Origin of the sequence: Pseudomonas sp. B15(2017) (genome assembly GCF_002113215.1) — a bacterium.
Lineage (GTDB): Bacteria > Pseudomonadota > Gammaproteobacteria > Pseudomonadales > Pseudomonadaceae > Aquipseudomonas.
The window spans coordinates 70,499-91,286 of record NZ_NEJZ01000005.1 but is presented as its reverse complement, the minus strand read 5'-3'; the positions used below and the strand labels follow the sequence as shown (position 1 = coordinate 91,286).

Here is a 20,788-nt window from a genome sequence, read left to right as displayed (position 1 = left end):
TTTGTCAGGCACTGTAGTGGTGACTGATCCGACGCTATCGCGAGCAAGCTCGCTCCCACATTGACTGTATTCAAACTCATAAATCACACGCCTTATTACTCCCGCGCGTACCACTCTCCCCCGCCAAAGTTCCCGGTTTAGGACCCTGTCCACCTGGTCAGCATTTTTTTTGGCGATGAGCCATCTTTTCTGAACTTTTGAAAAATGCCTTCGGTCGGAACAGATAACCACGCCTGGAACGAGCGTTTCAAAACGCACTTGCACATGACGGTTGCGGCTCCGCTACCAGGATGGATTTCGAAGCTTCCAAGGAGTTAACCAATGGAGTTGAAGACCATGAAGACCCAAACCTCGTTTTCCCACCTGCGCGGTCTGAAACTGGCCGCCCTGGCGATCGGCACCAGCTTCGTACTGGCAGGTTGCGCCGGCAATCCTCCGACCGAGCAATACGCCGTGACTCAATCGGCGGTCAACAGCGCGGTCAGCGCCGGCGGTACCGAATTCGCCGCCGTGGAAATGAAGCAGGCACAGGACAAGCTCAAACAAGCCGAAATCGCCATGCACGATAAAAAGTATGACGAAGCCCGCATCCTGGCCGAACAGGCCGAGTGGGACGCCCGCGTCGCTGAACGCAAGGCTCAGGCGATGAAAGCCGAACAAGCGGTGAAGGATTCCCAGAAAGGTGTTCAGGAACTGCGTCAGGAAAGTCAGCGCACTGTGCAGTAAGCGCGCATTCCGACCGCAAGGCTGAAACTCTTATCGATAGAAAGGACGAACGATTATGCGTAAACAACTGATGATCCCCGCTCTTCTGGCCGCAAGCGTTGCCCTGGCTGCCTGCTCGACACCGCCGAACCCGAATCTGGAACAGGCGCGCACCAACTACGCCGGCCTGCAGGCCAACCCGCAGGCCAGCAAGGTCGCGGCGCTGGAAACCAAGGACGCCAGTGATTATCTGGACAAGGCCGACAAGGCTTATCTGGACAAGGAAGATCAGCGCAAGGTCGACCAACTGGCCTACCTGACCAACCAGCGCGTGGAAGTGGCCAAGCAGACCATCGCCCTGCGTACTGCTGAGAACAATCTGAAGAACGCCGCCGCCCAACGTGCCCAGGCCCGTCTGGATGCTCGCGATCAGCAGATCAAACAGCTGCAGGACAGCCTCAACGCCAAGCAGACCGATCGCGGTACGCTGGTGACCTTCGGTGACGTGCTGTTCGCCACCAACAAGGCCGATCTGAAATCCAGCGGTCTGGTGAACATCAATAAACTGGCGCAGTTCCTCCAGGAAAATCCTGATCGCAAAGTGATCGTCGAGGGTTATACCGACAGCACCGGTTCGGCGAACTACAACCAGTCGTTGTCCGAGCGTCGTGCCACTTCCGTGCAGGTCGCACTGATCAAGATGGGCGTCGATCCGTCGCGCATCGTGACTCAGGGCTATGGCAAGGAATACCCGGTGGCGGATAACGGCAGCGTTTCGGGCCGTGCAATGAACCGTCGGGTGGAAGTGACCATTTCCAACGACAACCAGCCAGTGATGCCGCGTTCGGCGGTTAGCGCCAAATAATTCGCGAAGCAACATGAAAGCCCCGCCGGATCTGCTCCGACGGGGCTTTTTTTTGCAGCGGAGATTGACTACCACTCGTCTTGACCTGTCATTTATAACAGTAGGCGAAACAAATGAGTGCGCGTAACACTTTAGCTCCAAACCAAATGCTGGAAATCAAGGAGCGTTACCATGCGAACTCGGGCCTTTCTGACAACACTGTGTGCAGCCATGCTCGTTGCAGGCTGCGTAGCACCACCATCGAACGCCTCAACTGCAAATGATTTTGGGTATGACGAACGAGATTCCATCCCAAATGAGGTTCCATTGCCTGAACCGGAAGTCAATCAGCGTCCGGTAGTGGGAACCAAAACACTACTGGTCACCGTAACCCATTGGCAGGATGGCGACGCTCTGGATTTTCCATTGATCAGGCAACATACAGTTTCTACGGATCCCAACGCACTGCCGGCTTACATTCACGCAGCCTCGAACGGAAAGCTCACACTCACCGGACAGATCATTGAGCATACATCCGGCCCTCGCCCTGAACTATGCACATTCAAACCCGGAGACTCGGCACCAATGCCGATTAACCTGGCAGATTCAGAGGGGATAAAAGCCGCGCAGGCGCATGGACTGGACGCTAATAGCTACGATTACCGCATCAGCGTAATTGACTGTGGCGGGTCAGCTTCAGCCTGGACACCCGGGAAATTCATTGGTGTATATGGACAATCGGGAGGCCCTCACGTTTACAAGCATGAATTCGGGCACAATCTTGGATACAGCCATGGAAGCACCTACATCAAGTGCCCAAAACACGGCGATACCGTATTAGCCCCACTGGAAATGGCCCCCATTGAGTGTGCGGTGATTGGCTATGGCGACAGTGGTGACTCTGTCTCTGGAGGTGGAACCCTCTATCCCGCCAACAACCGGTGGTACTCGGGATGGCTGGACAGCTCACAGGTGGCAGTCATCGAACGCAGCGGCCTTTATCGCTTGGCAAAACTGGGCGATGCCGGACCTCAGCTTTATCTCATCAATCGACCTGAAACCACTCCGGCACAGTTGGCGTTGGAATACCGAAAACCCACTCCGTTCGACAATTTTCCTGCAACCGATAACCGGGTAAACGGCGTTTGGGTGAGATACACCACGATGGGGGGCACAGTATTAAACACCCAGCTCGATGGCACACCGGAAACAGCCACGACGGATGATCCGACATTACTCCCCGGCAAGACTCTAAGAGATCCAGGAGTAGGTATCACCGTTACAACATGTAGTGCAAATTCGCAGGGTGCGACAATTGCCGTCGCTGTAAATCATGAGACGGCGCCTAAATGCACATCACCACTTCCGTTACCCAAAATTACATCCCCGGCCTTAGAGGGGCCAGCTGCTCCAAATCCGATTAATTTCTCAGGGAAGGGTATTCCTGGCGCAACAACCAAGATTTCCTACCAAAAAAGCGGAGAAAATATCTCTCATGAACTAACAGTCATCGCTGATGCGCTGGGTAACTGGAAAACTAACTTCCCTCATTTATCAGCAGGGAAATATATTGCAGTTATATATCATCAGGTAAGCAGCACCTCTGCACCGCCAAGAATAGGATCTTTTGACGTAGCCCCTTGAGCTTCCAATTCGCCAACCGTTCTTCGTAAGCAGCATTGTAAAAACACGGGCGCCTCCTGATTTTTCATCTGAAAAAGGGAAGGCGCCCGTACAGACCCTGTTTTACTGCGCCAGCTTCTGCGGCGTCTCCTGCCCCATGCACCGCACGGCTTTCTTGCGGTCGTTGACCAGCACGCCAGTCAGCCCCTTTTGCTCGGTATCAAACAACACCAACACCCCATCAATGCACTGCGCCACTTGCGCCGCTGGCTCCAGGGAAACTTTGTAGTCTTCGCCGGGAATGGTCTTGAGCATGGTGAATTCGTTGAGCAGCAACGCATCCTCGGGTTTGGCGAAGTGCAGGTAGCCATACCACCACAGGGCACCGACGGTGCCGAGGATGCTGCAGATACCGGTGATGATCAGCGGGATGGCGTTGCGTTCTTCAGTCATTGCGGACTCTCTGGTGGTTCGTCTTCAGAATTCGGAGGTGTCGGATAATTCGGGATCTCGCCGAGGCGGCGCAAGCCGTTGAAATGCTCGGGGTCGTCGAGGTAGCGCAACATCACCTGGCGCCACACCGGGTCGCCGAAGGTCTGCACATGCCCGCCCCGGGTCAGCTGCAGCACGCGCGGTGGCGGCGCAGCTTGATACAGACGGATGCCGTTGGAAAGGGGCACCAGCGGGTCGTCGAGGCTGTGGAAGATCAGTTTCGGCACGCCGTTGAGCTGCGGCATGGCGTTGATCGCGCTGTCGCCATCCGGCACCAGCCACGACAGCGGCACCTGAAATGGCCAGGTCAGCCACGACGTGCTGAGGGCGTACTGGCCGACGCTGCGGTAACTGGCGGGCACACCGTCGAGCACCAAGGCCTTGAGCTGTTTTTGTCTTTCCGGATGTTGCACCAGCCAATGCACGGCCATCGCCCCGCCGAGGCTTTGGCCCAGCAGCACCAGCGGTTTGCCTTTGACTTCCGGCGCCTTGTCCAGCCAGGCGAAGGCGGCATCGATGTCCTGATAGATCGCCGGCAGGCTCGGCTCGCCTTCGGACAGGCCGTAACCGCGATAGTCCACCAGCAACACTTGATAGCCGTTTTTCGGCAGCCACCAACTCCCGCCCAAGTGCATCGGCAGGTTGCCGCCGTTGCCGTGCAGGTGCAGGACCGTGCCCTTGATCTCGACACCGGCTTTGGCCGGCAGCCACCAGGCATTCAGCTTGAGGCCGTCGGCGGTGGTCAGAGTGACGGTGCGGTATTCGAGTTTGGCCTTTTCCGGCGTGAAGATCTGGCCCGGCTCTGGATAGAACAGCAAGGAGCTGCAACCGCCGAGGGTCAAAAGCAGGCAAAGGATGCCGAGGATTCTCATCCGGTGAAACCTCGCAAAAACAGGGTGGGAATGCATTCCAATGTGGGAGCGAGCTTGCTCGCGAATGCTATCTAACATTCAACTCACGCGTTACCTGACACACCGTCTTCGCGAGCAAGCTCGCTCCCACAAAGAACATCATCGAGTTCAGAGGATATTCGAGTAGTCCGCCTCGATCCGGTCCAGGCTCAAGTGATTGAGGAAGTTGGAGAAGCACATCCACGCCGACAACGCGTTCATGTCGCGGAACTGGTCCGGCAGGTACTTGGGCGGCACCACCAGGCCTTCGTCCACCAGCTGACGCAGGGTTCGCATGTCCTCCAGCGTGGTCTTGCCGCAGAACAACAGCGGGATCTGCTCGAGCTTGCCCTTGCGCACGGCCAACTGAATGTAGTTGTAAACCATGATGAAGCCCTTGAGGTAGGACAAGTCTTTGGTGAATGGCAGACCGGTCGGCGTCGATCCACGGAAAACCCGACTGGCGTTGCCATAGCTTTCCGCCATTTCGAAGCCCTGCTCGCGGAAAAACTCGAAAATCTGCAGGAAGTCCGCGCCCTCCTCGACCATGTGGATGGCGCGGGTGCGGTTGGTCAGTTTGCGCAGGCGGCTCGGGTAGGAGGCGAAGGTGATGATTTCCATCAGGATCGCCAGGCCTTCCTGAGTCACTGTCGACGAGGGCGGGCCTTTGGACAGGAAGGTGCAGATCGGCTGGTTCAAACCGTTGAGCGTGGTGCCGACGTGCACCAGGCCTTCGTGGACTTCCAGCGCGCGCACGTCGCGGTCGTTGAACATCGCGTCGGTGCGGATCTTGATGTAGTCGGCGCCCGCCGCCGCATCGGCGACGATCCCGTCGGACTCGAACACGCGTATGGTTTCCTCGGCCTCACCGAACACCTTGTTCAGCCGGGTTTGCAGCAGGTGCACGGCGTCCTTGGCGGTGAGGACCTTCGGTTCGTCCTTCAGGTCGCCACGACCGTCGATGTTGTTCAGGTAGTCGGACATCATCAGGCCGAGGTCGGCCAGCGTGGGGTCACCGGCGTGGAACGCATCCGACGCGGCGCCGTACAGTTCCTGGGAAATCAGGCCGAAGTCCTCGGTACCGCGCGCTTCGAGCATGCGCACCACCATCCGGTATTCCTTGCACATGCGGCGCATGATCTGGCCGACCGGATTGAACTGACCGAGCTGACGGGTGATGTCGCGTTCGATGTTCTGGAATTCCAGCTTGACCCTGCTTGAGTCGAAGGACAGCGGCCGGTTGAGGTAGTAGTCGCGATCCACCGCCGGCAATTCCTTGCCCTTGGCCTTGAGGAAACCCTTGCGAATGTTCTCGTCCCACTTGACCGCGTCGAGCACGCGGATCGGCGTCTGCGCCAGCACAATGCGATCGGACAACGTGCGTATCGTCTGCTGGTAATCGTCCACCCGAAACTCCTGTAGAAAACGTGACGTACTGGATTATTTGGCTTTGGCCTGATGCTGATAGCGCGCCGCTTCGACGAAAACGTCGGAATTGGCCGGGTCGTCGAGGTAAGCAAAGACCTTTTCAAGCGGACTGTCGACCTGCACGCCCTCGCCGTCATCGGTCTGGAAGCCTTGGCCGTCGAGGGTTTTCTGGGCGATGGCCTGGTTGATCTGCTCAAGGTCGAGGTTGTAGATCACCAGCTCGCGCTTGTCGGTGATCTCGAAACCGGCAATGGTGAAGTGCCCGCCGTATTGCGCCGGCACCTTCGCCGACAGGTACCAGCGGTTGCCATGGCGCGACACCGTGAACGGATAGGCTTCACGCTCGCGGGGTCTGGCCTTGAAGTACGCAACCGCCTGATAGCGATCGTTGCCCAGGCGCGTCAGCTCCAGATTCATCGGCTCGCCCCAGGCATTGGTGCTCGACCATTGGCCGAGCAGGCCCTTGGGCGCCGGTTCACTGGCGGGCAGCGGATCCTTGAAGGTCACCAGACATCCACTGAGCAACAGGAACGACAAGGCGATCAGCACGCCACGCCAGGCTTTCATTCGACACTCCCTAGACCCGAACTCACCAGCGAACCTGTGGGAGCAAGCTTGCTCCCACAGGGGATTGCGTTACACCGACGCGAGTACCAGGTGCATATAGCGCGTCAGAATGCCGAGCATGTCCTCTTCGGCCAAAGGCTCGGCGTCGTTGAGCAGGCCCTGATATTCCATCCGTCCGATAATCGCCGTCAACACCTTGGCATCCTGCTGCGGCTCGCGCGAGCCCAATACCTGGAACAACTGGCAGGTGCCCTGCAGCAGAATCTGCTGATGGGAACGCACCAGTTCCGCCAGACGCGGGTTCAGCAATGCTTCCTGGCGGAACGCCTGTTCCGCCATCAAATGCTCGCGACGGTTGACCAGTTGCCGATGCACGTAGTCGGCCATCAACCGGGCGATATCGTCAGCCAGTTGCGAGCGCGACTCCGGGCTGCCGTCACCGCTGACCACCATTTCGCGCAGCAGGCCTTCGTTGTTGATCCACAGCTTGGCCATGTAGGCCGCGCTGCGTTCGACGTATTGGGCGAAGGTATCGGTGAGCAGGTCATCGATGTCCTTGAAGTAATACGTGGTGGCCGACAGCGGCACTCCGGCCTCGGCCGCCACCGCCCGGTGACGCACAGCGCGCACGCCGTCGCGTACGACAATGCGCATCGCCGCATCGAGAATGTCCTGTCGACGCTGTTCACTGCCCTGCCGGCTGGCCTTGCGGCCCTGGTACTGAACACTTTCAGCGACCGCAGTGGCGATTCCCGCTGCACCCTCTTGAGCCATTGCACCGATCACGACAGGCATACCTCTGTTGTTTTCTTCAAAATTAACCATTTGATACGTTTGTACCAGACAGGCAATAAAAAGCCGCCCATTTCAGGCGGCTTTTTTATTGAAACAATTACGCTTGCGGCCGCATGTGCGGGAACAGGATCACGTCGCGGATCGACGGGGAGTTGGTCAGCAGCATCACCAGACGGTCGATGCCGATACCTTCACCGGCCGTTGGCGGCATGCCGTACTCCAGCGCGCGAACGAAGTCGGCGTCGTAGTGCATGGCTTCGTCGTCGCCGGCATCCTTGTCGGCCACCTGCGCCATGAAACGCTCGGCCTGGTCTTCCGCATCGTTGAGCTCGGAGTAGGCGTTGGCGATTTCACGGCCACCGATGAACAGCTCGAAGCGGTCGGTGACGTTCGGGTTCTCGTCGTTGCGACGGGCCAGCGGCGACACTTCGAACGGGTACTGGGTGATGAAGTGCGGCTGCTCGAGCTTGTGCTCGACCAGCTCTTCGAAAATCATCACCTGCAGCTTGCCCAGACCTTCGAAGCCCAGCACCTTGGCGCCGGCCTTCTTGGCGATGGCGCGAGCCTTGTCGATGTCGTTCAGGTCATCGGCGGTCAGCTCGGGGTTGTACTTGAGGATCGAGTCGAACACCGACAGGCGCACGAACGGCTCGCCGAAGTGGAACACCTTGTCGCCGTACGGCACGTCGGTGCTGCCCAGAACCAGCTGCGCCAGCTCGCGGAACAGTTCTTCGGTCAGGTCCATGTTGTCTTCGTAGTCGGCGTAAGCCTGGTAGAACTCCAACATGGTGAATTCAGGGTTGTGACGCGTCGATACACCTTCGTTACGGAAGTTGCGGTTGATCTCGAACACTTTCTCGAAACCGCCAACCACCAGACGCTTGAGGTACAGCTCTGGCGCGATACGCAGGAACATTTCCATGTCCAGCGCGTTGTGATGGGTTTCGAACGGCTTGGCCGCGGCGCCGCCAGGAATGGTCTGCAGCATCGGCGTTTCGACTTCGAGGAAGTCGCGCTTCATCAGGAAGCTGCGGATGTGCGCGATCACTTGCGAACGGACGCGGAAGGTCTGACGCACGTCTTCGTTGACGATCAGGTCAACGTAGCGCTGACGGTAGCGCTGTTCGGTGTCGGTCAGGCCGTGGTGCTTGTCCGGCAGCGGGCGCAGGGATTTGGTCAGCAGGCGCACGCTGGTCATCTCGACGTACAGGTCGCCCTTGCCGGAACGGGCCAGGGTGCCTTCGGCGGCGATGATGTCGCCCATGTCCCAGGTTTTCACCGCGGCCAGGGTTTCTTCAGGCAAGGTTTTGCGGTTGACGTAGACCTGGATGCGACCGGTCATGTCCTGGATCACCATGAACGAGCCACGGTTGAGCATGATGCGACCTGCAACCTTGACCGGGATCGCAGCCTCTGCCAGCTCTTCCTTGGTCTTGTCCGCGTACTGCTTTTGCAACGCATCGCAGTAGTTGTCGCGGCGGAAGTCGTTCGGGAAGGCATTGCCCTTGGCGCGCTCGGCAGCAAGCTTTTCCTTGCGCAGGGCGATCAGGGAGTTTTCTTCCTGTTGCAGGGCCTGGTCGAGTTGTTGGTCGCTCATGTCTTTAAATATTCCATCACAGGTTCGTTGCCCCCGCCGGTGACGGGGGACTTGAGGTCGGGTGAAAGCTTACAGGCCCGATTTCAGGCTGGCTTCCAGGTATTCGTCGATGTCGCCGTCGAGCACCTTGTCGCAGTCGCTGCGTTCGATGTTGGTACGCAGATCCTTGATCCGCGAGGCATCGAGCACGTACGAACGGATCTGGTGACCCCAGCCGATGTCCGACTTGGTGTCTTCCAGCGCCTGGGACGCGGCGGTGCGCTTCTGCATTTCCTGCTCGTACAACTTGGCCCGCAGCATTTTCATGGCGGTGTCCTTGTTGGCGTGCTGGGAACGTTCGTTCTGGCAGCTCACCACGGTGTTGGTCGGTACGTGGGTGATACGTACGGCCGAGTCGGTGGTGTTTACGTGCTGACCACCGGCACCGGAGGAACGATAGGTGTCGATCCGCAGGTCTGCCGGGTTGATTTCGATTTCCACCTTGTCGTCGATCTCTGGCGAGACGAAAACCGCGGAAAACGAGGTGTGGCGACGGTTGCCGGAGTCGAACGGGCTCTTGCGCACCAGACGGTGCACGCCGATTTCGGTACGCAGCCAGCCGAAGGCGTATTCGCCCTTGATGTGCACGGTGGCGCCTTTGATCCCGGCGACTTCACCGGCCGACAGCTCCATGATGGTCGCGTCGAAACCGCGTTTGTCGGCCCAGCGCAGGTACATGCGCAGCAGGATGTTGGCCCAGTCCTGGGCCTCGGTGCCGCCGGAACCGGCCTGGATGTCCAGGTAGGCGTTGTTCGGGTCCATCTCGCCGCTGAACATGCGACGGAATTCCAGTTTGGCCAGGGACTCTTCGAGACCCTGGAGGACTTCGACGACGTCATTCACGGCGCCTTCGTCGTTCTCTTCAACGGCCATGTCGAGCAGCTCGCGGGAATCGGCCAGGCCGGTGGCCAGCTCGTCCAGGGTGTCGACGATCTGCGCCAGCGTCGAGCGCTCGCGGCCCAGTTCCTGGGCGTATTCAGGTTTGTTCCAGACTGCAGGATCTTCAAGCTCGCGATTGACTTCGATCAGACGCTCATGCTTTTGATCGTAGTCAAAGATACCCCCGAATAGATTCGGAGCGCTCGGACAGGTCCTTGATGGTGTTCAGGATCGGGTTGATTTCCATGACGGGCAGCACTCGTTGGCGAACTTTTGAAAGCCGGCGAGTATAACGTAATCACGCTGTCACGGCAGCCCGTCTGGCGGCTCTTGAGGCGAATGAACTCAATGGTTCATTCGATCCCCACCTGATTGCGCCCGTTGTTCTTGGCCAGGTACAGGCCGCGATCCGCCGCCGAGATCAGCAACCGGCAGTCGCTGCCCGACTCCGGCACCATGGTCGCCAGACCGATGCTGATGGTCAGGCTCGAGCCTTCGGCCGGGGCATTGTGCGGAATTTTCAGCGCCGCAACCGTCTGGCGCAGCTTCTCCGCCACCAGTCGCGCCCCGCCCGGCGAGGTGTTGGGCAGCACCAACGCAAATTCTTCGCCGCCATAACGCGCCGGCAGATCGGACGGCCGGGCACTGGCCTCGCGAATCGCCGTGGCGACCTTGCGCAGCGCTTCGTCGCCCTCGACATGGCCGAAGGTGTCGTTGTAAGACTTGAAGTAATCGACGTCGATCATCAGCAGCGACAACTGGCTCTGGTCACGCAGCGAGCGGCGCCATTCCAGTTCCAGGTATTCGTCGAAGTGCCGACGGTTGGACAGCCCGGTCAGGCCGTCGGAGTTCATCAGGCGTTGCAACACCAGGTTGGTGTCGAGCAATTGCTGCTGACTGACCCGCAATGCGCGGTAGGCCGCGTCCCGTTGCAGCAATGTCATGTAGGAGCGCGAGTGATAGCGGATACGCGCCACCAGCTCGATGTTGTCCGGCAGTTTCACCAGGTAATCGTTGGCCCCGGCGGAGAACGCCGCGCTTTTGATCAGCGGGTCTTCCTTGGTCGACAGGACGATGATCGGAATGTCCTTGGTCGCCGGGTGATTGCGGTATTCGCGCACCAGACTCAGGCCGTCGAGGCCGGGCATCACCAGATCCTGGAGGATCACGGTCGGCTTGATTCGCACTGCGTGGGCCACAGCAAGATGCGGGTCGGAGCAGAAGTGGAAGTCGATGTTCTCTTCGTTCGACAGCCCACGGCGCACGGCTTCGCCGATCATCGCCTGATCGTCCACCAACAACACCATGGCGGCGTTCTCGTCGGTTTTGATGTCATCGATCTGTAAGTCATTCATGGGCGGTCACCTGAGTGCTGCGGGGGCCAGGATTGCGGACGAACATGTTCATTTGGGGAAAATCTCCAGCAATCGTGGCGCTATCTTTTCCAGTGGACGGATTTCTACGGCCGCGTCGATGGCTGCGGCAGCCTTGGGCATGCCGTACACCGCACTGCTTTGCTGATCCTGCGCGATGGTCAGATAACCCTGTTGGCGCATGAGCTTAAGCCCTTGAGCCCCGTCGCGTCCCATCCCTGTCAATAAAACCCCTACTGCGTCACCGTTCCAGTAGTTGGCGACGCTTTCGAAAAACACGTCGATCGAGGGGCGATAGATCTCGTTGACCGGCTCGGCGGTGTAGGCCAGCGTGCCGTTCTTGAGCAAACGAATATGGTGGTTGGTGCCGGCCAGCAGCACTGCGCCGGCCTGCGGCGGTTCGCCTTCGCGGGCCAGACGCACGTCCAGGCCGCTGGCGCTGGCCAGCCATTCGGCCATGCCGGCGGCGAACACCTGATCGACATGCTGCACCAGCACGATGGCCGCCGAAAAGTGGCGCGGCAGGCCTTTGAGCAGGACTTCCAGCGCCGCCGGGCCACCGGCCGAGGAGCCGATCGCCACCAGTCGCTGGCGCGAGGCGGTACTGCGTGGGGTCGCAGGTGCGGGACGCGCGCGGGCGGTTTTCTCGCCGATCAGCCAGCCGATGTTGAGGATCTTGCGCAGCAGCGGCGCCGCCGCTTCCTGAGGATTGCCGCCGCCGATGGCCGGGGTGTCGACCACGTCCAGCGCGCCGTGGCCCATGGCTTCAAACACCCGGTGCACGTTCTGCTGGCGGTCCACGGTGACGATAACGATCGCGCAAGGGCTCTCGGCCATGATCCGGCGGGTGGCCTCGACGCCATCCATCACCGGCATGATCAGGTCCATCAGGATCAGGTCGGGAGTGTTTTGCGCGCACAGGCGCACCGCTTCGGCGCCGTTGCCGGCGACCCACACCACCTGATGCGCCGGCTCGAAGGCCAGTGCGCGGCGCAGGGCCTCCACCGCCAAAGGCATGTCGTTGACAATTGCGATCTTCATGCCCGCGCTCCTCCGATGAGCTCAACCACCGCGTCGAGCAAGGCGTCGTCATGAAAACTGGCCTTGGCCAGATAATAGTCGGCGCCGGCGTCCAGTCCACGGCGGCGGTCTTCCTCGCGATCCTTGTAGGAAACAACCATCACCGGCAGCGATTGCAGACGGTTGTCCCGGCGCAGCAGCGACACCAGTTCGATGCCGTCCATGCGCGGCATGTCGATGTCGGTGATCAGCAGATCGAAATCCTCTGAGCGCAAGGCGTTCCAGCCGTCCATGCCGTCCACCGCAACGGCCACGTCGTAGCCGCGATTGAGCAGCAGCTTGCGTTGCAGTTCGCGCACGGTCAGCGAGTCATCGACCACCAGAATCCGCTTGCGCGCGGCTTCTGCGGCCTGATTGCCGTGGCGTGCGATGCGCTCCAGACGCCCGGTGTTGAGCAGTTTGTCCACCGAACGCAGCATGTCTTCGACGTCGACAATCAGCACCACCGAGCCATCGTCGAGCAAGGCCCCGGCGGAAATGTCCTGCACCTTGCCCAGCCGCTCGTCCAGCGGCAGCACCACCAGCGTGCGCTCGCCGATGAAGCGTTCGACCGCCACGCCGTAGATCGCATCGCGCTCGCGGATCACCACGACTTTCAAGGTGTCGCCGCTGTTCTGGCTGGCCGGACGCTGCAATAACTGACTGGCCGCAACCAGCCCGACATGTCGACCTTCGTGCCAGAAATGCTGGCGGCCTTCGACCTGCACAATGTCGTCCGGCGCCAGATCGCACATGCGTTCGATGTGCGCCAGCGGGAAGGCGTAGGCCTCGTCGCCGACTTCCACCACCAGGCTGCGCACCACCGACAGGGTCAGCGGCACTTCCAGATGGAAGCGACTGCCCTCGCCCGCCGTCTGCTCCAGCACCACCGCGCCGCGCAACTGGCGGACCATGTGCTGAACGGCATCGAGGCCGACGCCGCGACCGGACACTTCGGTGACCTTGTCTCGCAGGCTGAAGCCCGGCAGAAACAGGAAGGTCAGCAGTTCTTCTTCACTCAACTGAGCGGCGGTTTCCGCTGGAGACAACTGGCGTTCGACGATGCTGCGGCGGACTTTTTCCAGATCCACGCCGTTGCCGTCGTCGCTCAATTCCAGCACCAGCAGACCGGCCTGATGCGAGGCGCGCAGACGAATCAGCCCTTCCTCGGACTTGCCTTTGAGCAGGCGCTCCTGCGGAGTTTCAATGCCGTGATCGACTGCATTGCGCAGCAGGTGCGTCAGCGGTGCTTCGAGTTTTTCCAGTACATCGCGATCGACCTGAGTCTTCTCACCCTCGATTTCCAACCGCACCTGTTTACCGAGGCTGCGACCGAGGTCGCGGACCATCCGCACCTGCCCCGACAACACATCGGCGAATGGCCGCATGCGGCAGGCCAGGGCGGTGTCGTACAGCACTTGTGCGCGCTGACTGGCTTGCCAGGCAAACTCGTCGAGCTCGGCGTTTTTCTCTGCCAGCAACTGCTGGGATTCGGCGAGCAAACGGCGCGCGTCTTCCAGTGCCTCTTGAGCTTCAAGGCTCAGGGCATGTTCCTTGAGATGAACGTTGAGACTTTCCAGCGCCCGCAGGCCGTTGTTCTGCATGCGCTTGAGGCGCTGCATGGTGGCCAGGTGCGGTTTGAGGCGCTGGGTTTCCACGAGGGATTTGCTCGACAGATCGAGCAGGCTGTTCAAGCGTTCGGCGGTGACCCGCAGCACCCGCTCGCCGCCCTCAGTGGTGCGTTTGCTCTTGCGCGGCGCGGGCGCAGGCTCCGGCTCGGCCACCTCGGCGGGGGTTTCAACGGGCGCGGACTCAGCCACCGGCGGTGGCTGAATCTGCAACTCGGCCATCGGTGGCGCACTTGGAACCGCAGGGACCACTGCCGGCGCCGTCGGATCGAGCAACCCGCCCATCAATGCCACGTAAGCCTCGATGTCCGCCGGTTGCGGGCCGTTGGCCGGTGTAGCAATGCGCATCAGCAAGTCGGTGCCCTGCAACAGCGCGTCGATATGTTCCGGGCGCAGGAACAACCGTCCTTCCTGGGCGCTGACCAGACAATCTTCCATCACGTGGGCGACGCTGACGCCGCTGTCGATGCCGACGATCCGCGCCGCGCCTTTCAACGAGTGCGCCGCGCGCATGCACGATTCGAGCTGATCGGCCTGAGTCGGGTTGCGCTCAAGCGCCAGTAGCCCGGCGCTGAGCACCTGGGTCTGGGCTTCGGCTTCGAGGCTGAACAGCTCGAGCAGGGAGGCGTCGCGCATTTGCTCGGGGGTCATGTGAGGCTCCGGGAGACGGCGGACAACAGCTGTTCTTCATCCAGCCAACGCAGACTGCGACCCTTGAAAGGCAGCACGCCTCGGGTGTATTTGGCGCTGGCCTGTGCGCCGGACCGCGACGCGGCGTCGAGGATTCGCTCGTCGATGGCGTGAATCCCGTCGACTTCGTCCACCGGCACCACCACCGGCCCGCCCTGGGCCGCGATGATCAGCATGCGCGGCATGATCCGCGCGCCGGTCGCCGGGGCCGCATTGCTGTCGAGGTCGAGCAGTTCGACCAGCGACAGGCACGCCACCAGCGCACCGCGCACGTTCGCCACGCCGAGCAAGGCCCGGGAGCGCTGGTGCGGCAGCGAGTGAATCGCCTGCAACGGCGCGACCTCCACCAGACTGCGGGTGGCCAGGCCGAGCCATTCTTCGCCAAGGCGGAACATCAGCAGCGAACGGGTCTTCAGCTCGGTTTCAACCTGGGTCGCCACCGGATCGCGCTCGTCCTGCTGCAACGCATAGCGGTCGAGCAGGCGCGTGGCGGCGGCGGAATACACCGAGCAATTGCGGCAATGGATGTGCTCGTCCAGCAGCGGACAGGACTTGTCGCCGTGAATGCCGATGCGGTTCCAGCAATCGTCGATGGCCCGGGCGTCTTCGTGGGTGACATTCAAGGTGTCGGACGGGATCATCGTTTACGCTCACTGTCGGCGGTGCGGTCGCTGCGGGCGGCACGCTCCTGCAATCGTCTGGCGCCGGCCGCGTCGCCCTGGGCCTGCAACAGCGCAGCCAGGTGCATCAGGGCTTCAGGGTGTTGCGGTTCGAGGTACAGCGCCTTGCGGTAAAAACCCTGGGCTTCGAGGGCGCTGCCGGCGACATCGCTCAGCAGGCCGAGCCAGTAAAACACCTGGGCCACCGGCTCGTGGCTGCGCAAATACTGTTCGCATGCGGCACGGGCGTCGGCGCTTTTGCCTTCGTTGGCCAGGGCGGCGATGTTGGCCAGCAGCGTTGCGGCATCGGGATTGTTGCTTTTAGCCGTCGCGGGCAAAGGCGTCACGCCCGCAAACGGGCGGTTGCGCACCGGCGGCGGTGGCGTGCTGCGTACCGGTTGGCGCACAGGCAACGGCACGGGAATCGCGGTCGGCATCGGCAACGGTTCGGGTTGTGGATCGCTGTGACGGCTGAAGGCAAACGACTGCGGGATCCCGATCGATCGCATGCCCAGCCGCCCGAGCAGACTGCCCTCGGCCGGGCCGATAAACAGCACGCCATCAACATGGGTCAGGCGTTTGAGCACCGCGAATACCTGCTGCTGGGTCGGCTGATCGAAATAGATCAGCAGGTTGCGGCAGAACACGAAATCGAACGGCGGCTCGTTGACCAGCAATGACGGATCGAGCACGTTGCCGACATGCAGGCGTACCTGCTCGCGGACGATTTCATTCACCCGATAGCCCTCGTTCTCGGCAAAAAAATGCCGCTCACGAAAGTCCAGTTCCTGACCGCGAAACGAGTTCTTGCCGTACAGCGCCCGCCGCGCCTTGTCCACCGACAAGGGGCTGACGTCCATGCCATCGACCTTGAACTGATGGGGCTTGAGGCCGGCATCGAGCAAAGCCATGGCAATCGAATAGGGTTCTTCACCGGTGGAACACGGCAGGCTGAGGATGCGCAGCGCGCGCATGTTGTTCAGCTCACCCAGGCGTTTGCGCGCCAGTTTGCCCAGTGTGGCGAAGGATTCCGGGTAACGGAAAAACCAGGTTTCGGGGACGATTACCGCTTCGATCAACGCCTGCTGTTCATCCCGAGAGCCTAGCAAGGTCTGCCAGTACTCATTGGCATTCACCGTTTGCGACAGGGTGATGCGCTGGCGTACAGCCCGCTCGATGATCGCCGGGCCGACCGAGGCGACGTCAAGGCCGATGCGTTCCTTGAGGAAATCGAAGAAGCGCTGGTCACTGCTCATGGCTGCTCCTCAAGCTGCGCCGGATCCAGCGGCGGCGACGGGAACAGCAGCGTGCGCACCGACTCGTCCAGCAAGTCGTTGACCCGCACCCACTGCACCAGCCCTTGCGCGTCTTCACGCACCGGGCCCAGGTACGGCGCCTGACGATTGTCGAGGCCGTACGGCTGAAAATCATCCGGGTTGCAACGCAAGGTGTCGGTGGCCTGTTCGAGGATCAGGCCCAGCCAGTGCGACGGCTGCGATTCATCCGCGCGGTAATGCACCAGCACCAGCCGTGTGCTGGTGCGCGCTTGCGCAGGATGGCCGAACGTCAGGGCACTGAGGTCGATCACCGGCACCACCGTGCCGCGATAGGCGAACACCCCTGCCACCCAGTGCGGCGCCCGGGCAATCGGCTTCAACGGCAGGCGCGGCAGCACTTCGGCCACTTCCGTGGCGCGCAAGGCGTAGCGTTCGCTGCCGATGCGAAACAGCAGGAACAGCGCCTGCTTCGCCACCGGTGCAGCGCTGCGTTTGGCGGTGATTTCGCTCATCAGACTTTGAATCGCGAAACGCCGCTGCGCAGGCCCACGGCCACCTGGCTCAGTTCGTCGATGGCGAAACTGGCCTGACGCAACGACTCGACCGTCTGGCTGCTGGCATCACCCAGTTGCACCAGCGCATGGTTGATCTGTTCGGCGCCGGTGGCCTGGGCCTGCATGCCTTCGTTGACCATCAACACCCGCGGCGCCAGCGCCTGCACCTGATGGATGATCTGCGACAGCTGCTCGCCGACCTGCTGCACTTCGGCCATGCCGCGACGCACTTCCTCGGAGAACTTGTCCATGCCCATCACCCCGGCGGACACCGCCGACTGGATCTCGCGGACCATCTGTTCGATGTCGTAAGTCGCGACAGCGGTCTGGTCCGCCAGACGCCGCACTTCGGTGGCGACCACGGCAAAACCGCGACCGTATTCGCCGGCCTTCTCCGCTTCGATCGCAGCGTTCAGGGACAGCAGGTTGGTCTGGTCGGCGACCTTGACGATGGTCACCACCACCTGATTGATGTTGCCGGCCTTCTCGTTGAGGATCGCCAGTTTGGCGTTCACCAGATCCGCCGCACCCATCACCGAGTGCATGGTGTCTTCCATGCGTGCCAGGCCTTGCTGCCCGGAGCCGGCCAGCACCGAGGCCTGATCGGCGGCGGTGGAGACTTCGGTCATGGTGCGCACCAGGTCGCGGGAGGTCGCCGCGATCTCGCGCGACGTTGCGCCGATTTCAGTGGTGGTCGCGGCGGTTTCGGTGGCAGTGGCCTGCTGTTGTTTGGAGGTGGCGGCAATTTCGGTCACCGACGTGGTGACCTGCACCGACGAGCGCTGGGCCTGGGACACCAGCGAAGTGAGCTCGGTCATCATGTCGTTGAAGCCGGTTTCCACTGCGCCGAACTCGTCCTTGCGCTCGAGATTCAAGCGGCTGCTCAGGTCGCCGGTGCGCATGATGTCGAGGATCTGCACGATGCGGTTCATCGGCGCCATGATTGCGCGCATCAGCAACAGACCGCAGAGGCCGGCAGCCAGCACAGCCACCAGCAGCGAGACGAACATGCTGACTTTGGCCGCTGCCACAGCCTCATCAATGTTGGCCATGGCCTGGTCGGCGACTCGCTTGTTCTCGCCGATGATGTCGTTGAGTTTCATCCGGCCCGAGTACCAGGTCGGTGTCAGTTGCTCGTTGAACAGTTTGACGGCTTCGGCTTCAAGATTGCGTTTGTGCAGATCAAGCACGGCGTCCTGAATCTTCATGTAGGAGTCGTGATACTTCTCGAACGCTGCGAATTCGAGCTTGTCCTCGTCCGTAACGACCGTGTTGCGGTAATTGGCCATCTGCTCCTGAAGTCGGGATTCGAAAGCCTTGTAATCGGCCGCATCTTCACTGCTGATGCCCTGCCCTTCCTTGAGCCCCAACAGTTCCTGGGTCTGCAGATAACTGTCGACCCACGCGCCACGAATCATCGAGCTGTAATAGACGCCGGGAATCGCGTCGTCACGGACGCTGTTTTCACTGGCTTCGATCTTCAACAACCGTGAATACGAGACGACCACCATCAACAGCATGATGGCGATAATCACCGCAAAGCTCGCCAAAATGCGTTGGCGCAACGTCCAGTTCTTCACAGTCAGTCCTCAGGGCCAGATCGAAATTGCGGGGGAGTATAGCTGAGGGCGGTGTTTCATTTATAAGACGGTTTGCCGCGCTCAGGCCTTCCGGTAGTCAACGGGGTGGGCTCTGGACAGGGACTTTCAAGGAATCGGAGGGTGGCGTGCCAGTGACGCAATGGCAAAAAGGGGCGATGGATTGGTCATTTCAGCTGCTGCAACGAAAGAACCCGCGATCCTGTGCGGGATTGCGGGTTCTGATATCGCTGACACCAGTTTTACTGGGTAGCTACGCGAACCTGCTTCTCAAGCTCCACCTTCAACCCCGGCTCCAGCTTCAACTGCCGCGCCAGTTCATCCAGATAGCTCTTTTCCATGAAGTTCTCCTCGTCCACCAGCATCACGCTCGCCACGTACATCTCGGCGGCCATCTCCGGTGTGCTCGCTGCACGGGCGACGTCGGTGGGGTCGAGGGGTTTGTTGAGTTCGGCGTGGAGCCAGTGCTTGAGATCCTGATCGTTGTCGAGTCTGGTGAATTCGCCTTCGATCAGTTGGCGTTCGCGGTCGTCGATGTGGCCGTCGGCCTTGGCGGCGGCGACCAGGGCTTTGAGGATGGCCTGGCTGTGTTGTTCGACTTGCGCCGGTGGCAGGCGATCGACGGTTTGCGGTTCGTTTTGTGGAGCGGTGCCTTTCTGGGCGTTCCAGTTGCCGTAGGCTTTGTAGGCGATTACGCCCAGTGCAGCGAGGCCGCCGTAGAGGGCGACTTTACCGCCAACCTTGCGGGCCTTTTTGCTGCCCAGCAGCAGGCCCATGGCGCCGGCCGCCAGGGCTCCGCCGCCTGTGCCTGAGAGCAAACCGCCGAGTGCGCCATTACCGGAAGATCCGCCCAGCAAGCCGCCCAAGCCACCGGCAGCCGGTTTGTTCTGCGCCCCGCCCGCCTTGTTCTGCAGCAGATCCTGGCCGGACTTGAGGAGTTGATCGAGCAATCCACGGGTGTTCATGTTCCGTCTCCAAACTGGTTTTATCCGGATCAATAAGGCCCTCAGCCTAGTTCGAAAGTGCCCGTCACTCGGGTGCGAGTGTGCTTCCAGATGTTGCCTGGCCCGGAGCAGCCATTCGCGAAAATAGATATACACTCGGGGCAATCTATAAAAACCGCCCACCGGGTAAAACGTCCATGATGACCTTGCGTCAGATCCGCCATTTCATCGCCGTGGCCGAGACCGGCTCGATCTCCGCCGCCGCGCAAACCGCATTCATTTCCCAATCGACCCTGACCCTGGCCATCCAGCAACTGGAGGAAGAAATCGGGGTCAGTCTGTTCAACCGCCACGCCAAGGGCATGACCCTTACCCATCAGGGCCACCAGTTCCTGCGCCAGGCGCACTTGATTCTGGCCACCGTGGACAACGCCAAACGCAGCCTGCAACAAAGCACCGATCAGGTCGCAGGGCAGTTGATTGTCGGCGTGACCAGCCTGGTGGCCGGTTATTACCTGGCGGATTTGCTCACTCGTTTCCAGCGCGCCTATCCCAACGTCGAGATACGGGTGATGGAGGACGAACGGCCGTACATCGAGCATCTGCTGGTCAGCGGCGAGATCGATGTCGGTGTGCTGATTCTCTCCAACCTCGAAGACCGCCACGCCTTGCAGACCGAAGTACTGACCCACTCGCCGCACCGTTTGTGGCTGCCGGCCCAGCATCCGCTGCTGGAACACGACAGCATCAACCTCGCCGATGTTGCCCGGGAGCCGTTGATTCAGCTGAACGTCGACGAGATGGATCGCAATGCCCAACGCCTGTGGCGCGGCGCCGGGCTGCAACCGAAGATCACCCTCAGAACCGCGTCCACCGAGGCAGTGCGAAGTCTGGTGGCGGCGGGTCTCGGCGTTTCGATCCAGCCCGACATGACCTACCGCCCTTGGTCGCTGGAAGGCGACATCATCGAAGCCCGGCCGATTGCCGACCTCAGCCAGACCCTCGACGTCGGTCTGGCCTGGCGTCGCGGCACTGCGCGACCCGCGCTGGTCGATCCGTTTCTGACCGTGGCCCGCGAGCAGCCTCACGGTGGACGCAAGCCATCTATTTAATCGAATGCCACCTTCAGTATTTAGAATTTGTCGAC

Annotated in this window: 19 protein-coding genes; 4 read left to right on the top strand and 15 right to left on the bottom strand. The window is 60.8% G+C overall.

Annotation, left to right across the window (positions count from 1 at the left end; genetic code table 11):
* The first annotated feature begins 321 nt into the window (after positions 1 to 321).
* From CAF73_RS09695 to CAF73_RS29730, 3 genes are all read left to right on the top strand, one after another.
* Positions 322 to 726 (top strand): DUF4398 domain-containing protein, encoded by a 405-nt coding sequence (locus CAF73_RS09695; protein ID WP_064378962.1) that lies wholly within the window; start codon positions 322 to 324, stop codon positions 724 to 726.
* Positions 727 to 781: 55 nt separating this feature from the next.
* Complete coding sequence (locus tag CAF73_RS09690) at positions 782 to 1,570, top strand: OmpA family protein (RefSeq protein WP_085702562.1); 789 nt, start codon at positions 782 to 784, stop codon at positions 1,568 to 1,570.
* Positions 1,571 to 1,741: 171 nt separating this feature from the next.
* Complete coding sequence (locus tag CAF73_RS29730; RefSeq protein WP_139834826.1) at positions 1,742 to 3,193, top strand: transposase; 1,452 nt, start codon at positions 1,742 to 1,744, stop codon at positions 3,191 to 3,193.
* 102 nt (positions 3,194 to 3,295) lie between these two features.
* On the opposite strand, the gene CAF73_RS09685 is transcribed toward CAF73_RS29730, so the two are convergent.
* From CAF73_RS09685 to CAF73_RS09620, 15 genes are all read right to left on the bottom strand, one after another.
* Positions 3,296 to 3,625, bottom strand: coding sequence for a hypothetical protein (locus CAF73_RS09685; protein WP_085697300.1), 330 nt, complete (start codon positions 3,623 to 3,625; stop codon positions 3,296 to 3,298).
* A complete protein-coding gene (locus CAF73_RS09680; protein ID WP_085702561.1) occupies positions 3,622 to 4,536 on the bottom strand; it encodes an alpha/beta hydrolase in 915 nt (304 codons plus the stop codon). The genes CAF73_RS09685 and CAF73_RS09680 overlap by 4 nt, the downstream gene beginning before the upstream one ends.
* A gap of 147 nt (positions 4,537 to 4,683) precedes the next feature.
* Entirely contained in the window at positions 4,684 to 5,961 is a 1,278-nt protein-coding gene (locus CAF73_RS09675) for a flavohemoglobin expression-modulating QEGLA motif protein (protein WP_085688808.1), read from the bottom strand.
* A 33-nt stretch (positions 5,962 to 5,994) separates the two neighbouring features.
* Positions 5,995 to 6,549 (bottom strand): hypothetical protein, encoded by a 555-nt coding sequence (locus CAF73_RS09670; RefSeq protein ID WP_085702560.1) that lies wholly within the window; start codon positions 6,547 to 6,549, stop codon positions 5,995 to 5,997.
* Between the two features lie 69 nt (positions 6,550 to 6,618).
* Positions 6,619 to 7,323 (bottom strand): TetR/AcrR family transcriptional regulator, encoded by a 705-nt coding sequence (locus CAF73_RS09665; protein ID WP_011332647.1) that lies wholly within the window; start codon positions 7,321 to 7,323, stop codon positions 6,619 to 6,621.
* 118 nt (positions 7,324 to 7,441) lie between these two features.
* The gene (lysS, locus tag CAF73_RS09660; RefSeq protein WP_085702559.1) at positions 7,442 to 8,941 is read right to left on the bottom strand and encodes a lysine--tRNA ligase; all 1,500 of its coding nucleotides are present in this window, start codon (positions 8,939 to 8,941) and stop codon (positions 7,442 to 7,444) included.
* A gap of 69 nt (positions 8,942 to 9,010) precedes the next feature.
* Positions 9,011 to 10,106, bottom strand: a protein-coding gene (gene prfB, locus CAF73_RS29725) for a peptide chain release factor 2 (RefSeq protein ID WP_139832565.1) whose coding sequence is annotated in 2 segments (ribosomal slippage) — positions 9,011 to 10,033 and positions 10,035 to 10,106 — 1,095 coding nt in all. Because the reading frame shifts where the segments join, the coding sequence is not laid out codon by codon here.
* Positions 10,107 to 10,212: 106 nt separating this feature from the next.
* A complete protein-coding gene (locus CAF73_RS09655) occupies positions 10,213 to 11,214 on the bottom strand; it encodes a PleD family two-component system response regulator (protein WP_011332645.1) in 1,002 nt (333 codons plus the stop codon).
* Between the two features lie 48 nt (positions 11,215 to 11,262).
* Positions 11,263 to 12,273 carry a chemotaxis response regulator protein-glutamate methylesterase gene (locus CAF73_RS09650; protein ID WP_085697297.1) on the bottom strand — a complete coding sequence of 337 codons (1,011 nt, stop codon included), beginning with the start codon at positions 12,271 to 12,273 and terminating at the stop codon, positions 11,263 to 11,265.
* Positions 12,270 to 14,570 carry a hybrid sensor histidine kinase/response regulator gene (locus CAF73_RS09645; RefSeq protein ID WP_085697296.1) on the bottom strand — a complete coding sequence of 767 codons (2,301 nt, stop codon included), beginning with the start codon at positions 14,568 to 14,570 and terminating at the stop codon, positions 12,270 to 12,272. Before CAF73_RS09645 ends, CAF73_RS09650 begins: the two co-directional genes overlap by 4 nt.
* Positions 14,567 to 15,250, bottom strand: a complete 684-nt coding sequence (locus CAF73_RS09640; protein ID WP_085697295.1) for a chemotaxis protein CheW — start codon at positions 15,248 to 15,250, stop codon at positions 14,567 to 14,569. Before CAF73_RS09640 ends, CAF73_RS09645 begins: the two co-directional genes overlap by 4 nt.
* Positions 15,247 to 16,524, bottom strand: a complete 1,278-nt coding sequence (locus CAF73_RS09635; protein ID WP_085697294.1) for a protein-glutamate O-methyltransferase CheR — start codon at positions 16,522 to 16,524, stop codon at positions 15,247 to 15,249. The genes CAF73_RS09640 and CAF73_RS09635 overlap by 4 nt, the downstream gene beginning before the upstream one ends.
* Positions 16,521 to 17,057, bottom strand: a complete 537-nt coding sequence (locus CAF73_RS09630) for a chemotaxis protein CheW (RefSeq protein ID WP_085697293.1) — start codon at positions 17,055 to 17,057, stop codon at positions 16,521 to 16,523. Before CAF73_RS09630 ends, CAF73_RS09635 begins: the two co-directional genes overlap by 4 nt.
* On the bottom strand, positions 17,057 to 18,679 hold the full coding sequence (locus tag CAF73_RS09625) for a methyl-accepting chemotaxis protein (RefSeq protein ID WP_085697292.1): 1,623 nt from the start codon (positions 18,677 to 18,679) through the stop codon (positions 17,057 to 17,059). The genes CAF73_RS09630 and CAF73_RS09625 overlap by 1 nt, the downstream gene beginning before the upstream one ends.
* A 260-nt stretch (positions 18,680 to 18,939) precedes the next feature.
* Positions 18,940 to 19,662 (bottom strand): tellurite resistance TerB family protein, encoded by a 723-nt coding sequence (locus tag CAF73_RS09620; protein ID WP_085702558.1) that lies wholly within the window; start codon positions 19,660 to 19,662, stop codon positions 18,940 to 18,942.
* 176 nt (positions 19,663 to 19,838) lie between these two features.
* Between CAF73_RS09620 and CAF73_RS09615 the strand changes: the two genes are divergently transcribed.
* A complete protein-coding gene (locus tag CAF73_RS09615; RefSeq protein WP_065259672.1) occupies positions 19,839 to 20,753 on the top strand; it encodes a LysR family transcriptional regulator in 915 nt (304 codons plus the stop codon).
* Positions 20,754 to 20,788: the final 35 nt, after the last annotated feature.

What these genes read in the sequence shown, in the direction of transcription:
- CAF73_RS09630 (WP_085697293.1), bottom strand. Translation starts at nt 17,057, where the DNA reads ATGAGCGAAATCACCGCCAAACGCAGCGCTGCACCGGTGGCGAAGCAG.
- CAF73_RS09670 (WP_085702560.1), bottom strand. Translation starts at nt 6,549, where the DNA reads ATGAAAGCCTGGCGTGGCGTGCTGATCGCCTTGTCGTTCCTGTTGCTC.
- CAF73_RS09645 (WP_085697296.1), bottom strand. Translation starts at nt 14,570, where the DNA reads ATGACCCCCGAGCAAATGCGCGACGCCTCCCTGCTCGAGCTGTTCAGC.
- CAF73_RS09685 (WP_085697300.1), bottom strand. Translation starts at nt 3,625, where the DNA reads ATGACTGAAGAACGCAACGCCATCCCGCTGATCATCACCGGTATCTGC.
- CAF73_RS09690 (WP_085702562.1), top strand. Translation starts at nt 782, where the DNA reads ATGCGTAAACAACTGATGATCCCCGCTCTTCTGGCCGCAAGCGTTGCC.
- CAF73_RS09680 (WP_085702561.1), bottom strand. Translation starts at nt 4,536, where the DNA reads ATGAGAATCCTCGGCATCCTTTGCCTGCTTTTGACCCTCGGCGGTTGC.
- CAF73_RS09665 (WP_011332647.1), bottom strand. Translation starts at nt 7,323, where the DNA reads ATGGCTCAAGAGGGTGCAGCGGGAATCGCCACTGCGGTCGCTGAAAGT.
- CAF73_RS09655 (WP_011332645.1), bottom strand. Translation starts at nt 11,214, where the DNA reads ATGAATGACTTACAGATCGATGACATCAAAACCGACGAGAACGCCGCC.
- CAF73_RS09635 (WP_085697294.1), bottom strand. Translation starts at nt 16,524, where the DNA reads ATGAGCAGTGACCAGCGCTTCTTCGATTTCCTCAAGGAACGCATCGGC.
- CAF73_RS09620 (WP_085702558.1), bottom strand. Translation starts at nt 19,662, where the DNA reads ATGAACACCCGTGGATTGCTCGATCAACTCCTCAAGTCCGGCCAGGAT.
- lysS (WP_085702559.1), bottom strand. Translation starts at nt 8,941, where the DNA reads ATGAGCGACCAACAACTCGACCAGGCCCTGCAACAGGAAGAAAACTCC.
- CAF73_RS09695 (WP_064378962.1), top strand. Translation starts at nt 322, where the DNA reads ATGGAGTTGAAGACCATGAAGACCCAAACCTCGTTTTCCCACCTGCGC.
- CAF73_RS09640 (WP_085697295.1), bottom strand. Translation starts at nt 15,250, where the DNA reads ATGATCCCGTCCGACACCTTGAATGTCACCCACGAAGACGCCCGGGCC.
- CAF73_RS09650 (WP_085697297.1), bottom strand. Translation starts at nt 12,273, where the DNA reads ATGAAGATCGCAATTGTCAACGACATGCCTTTGGCGGTGGAGGCCCTG.
- CAF73_RS29730 (WP_139834826.1), top strand. Translation starts at nt 1,742, where the DNA reads ATGCGAACTCGGGCCTTTCTGACAACACTGTGTGCAGCCATGCTCGTT.
- CAF73_RS09615 (WP_065259672.1), top strand. Translation starts at nt 19,839, where the DNA reads ATGATGACCTTGCGTCAGATCCGCCATTTCATCGCCGTGGCCGAGACC.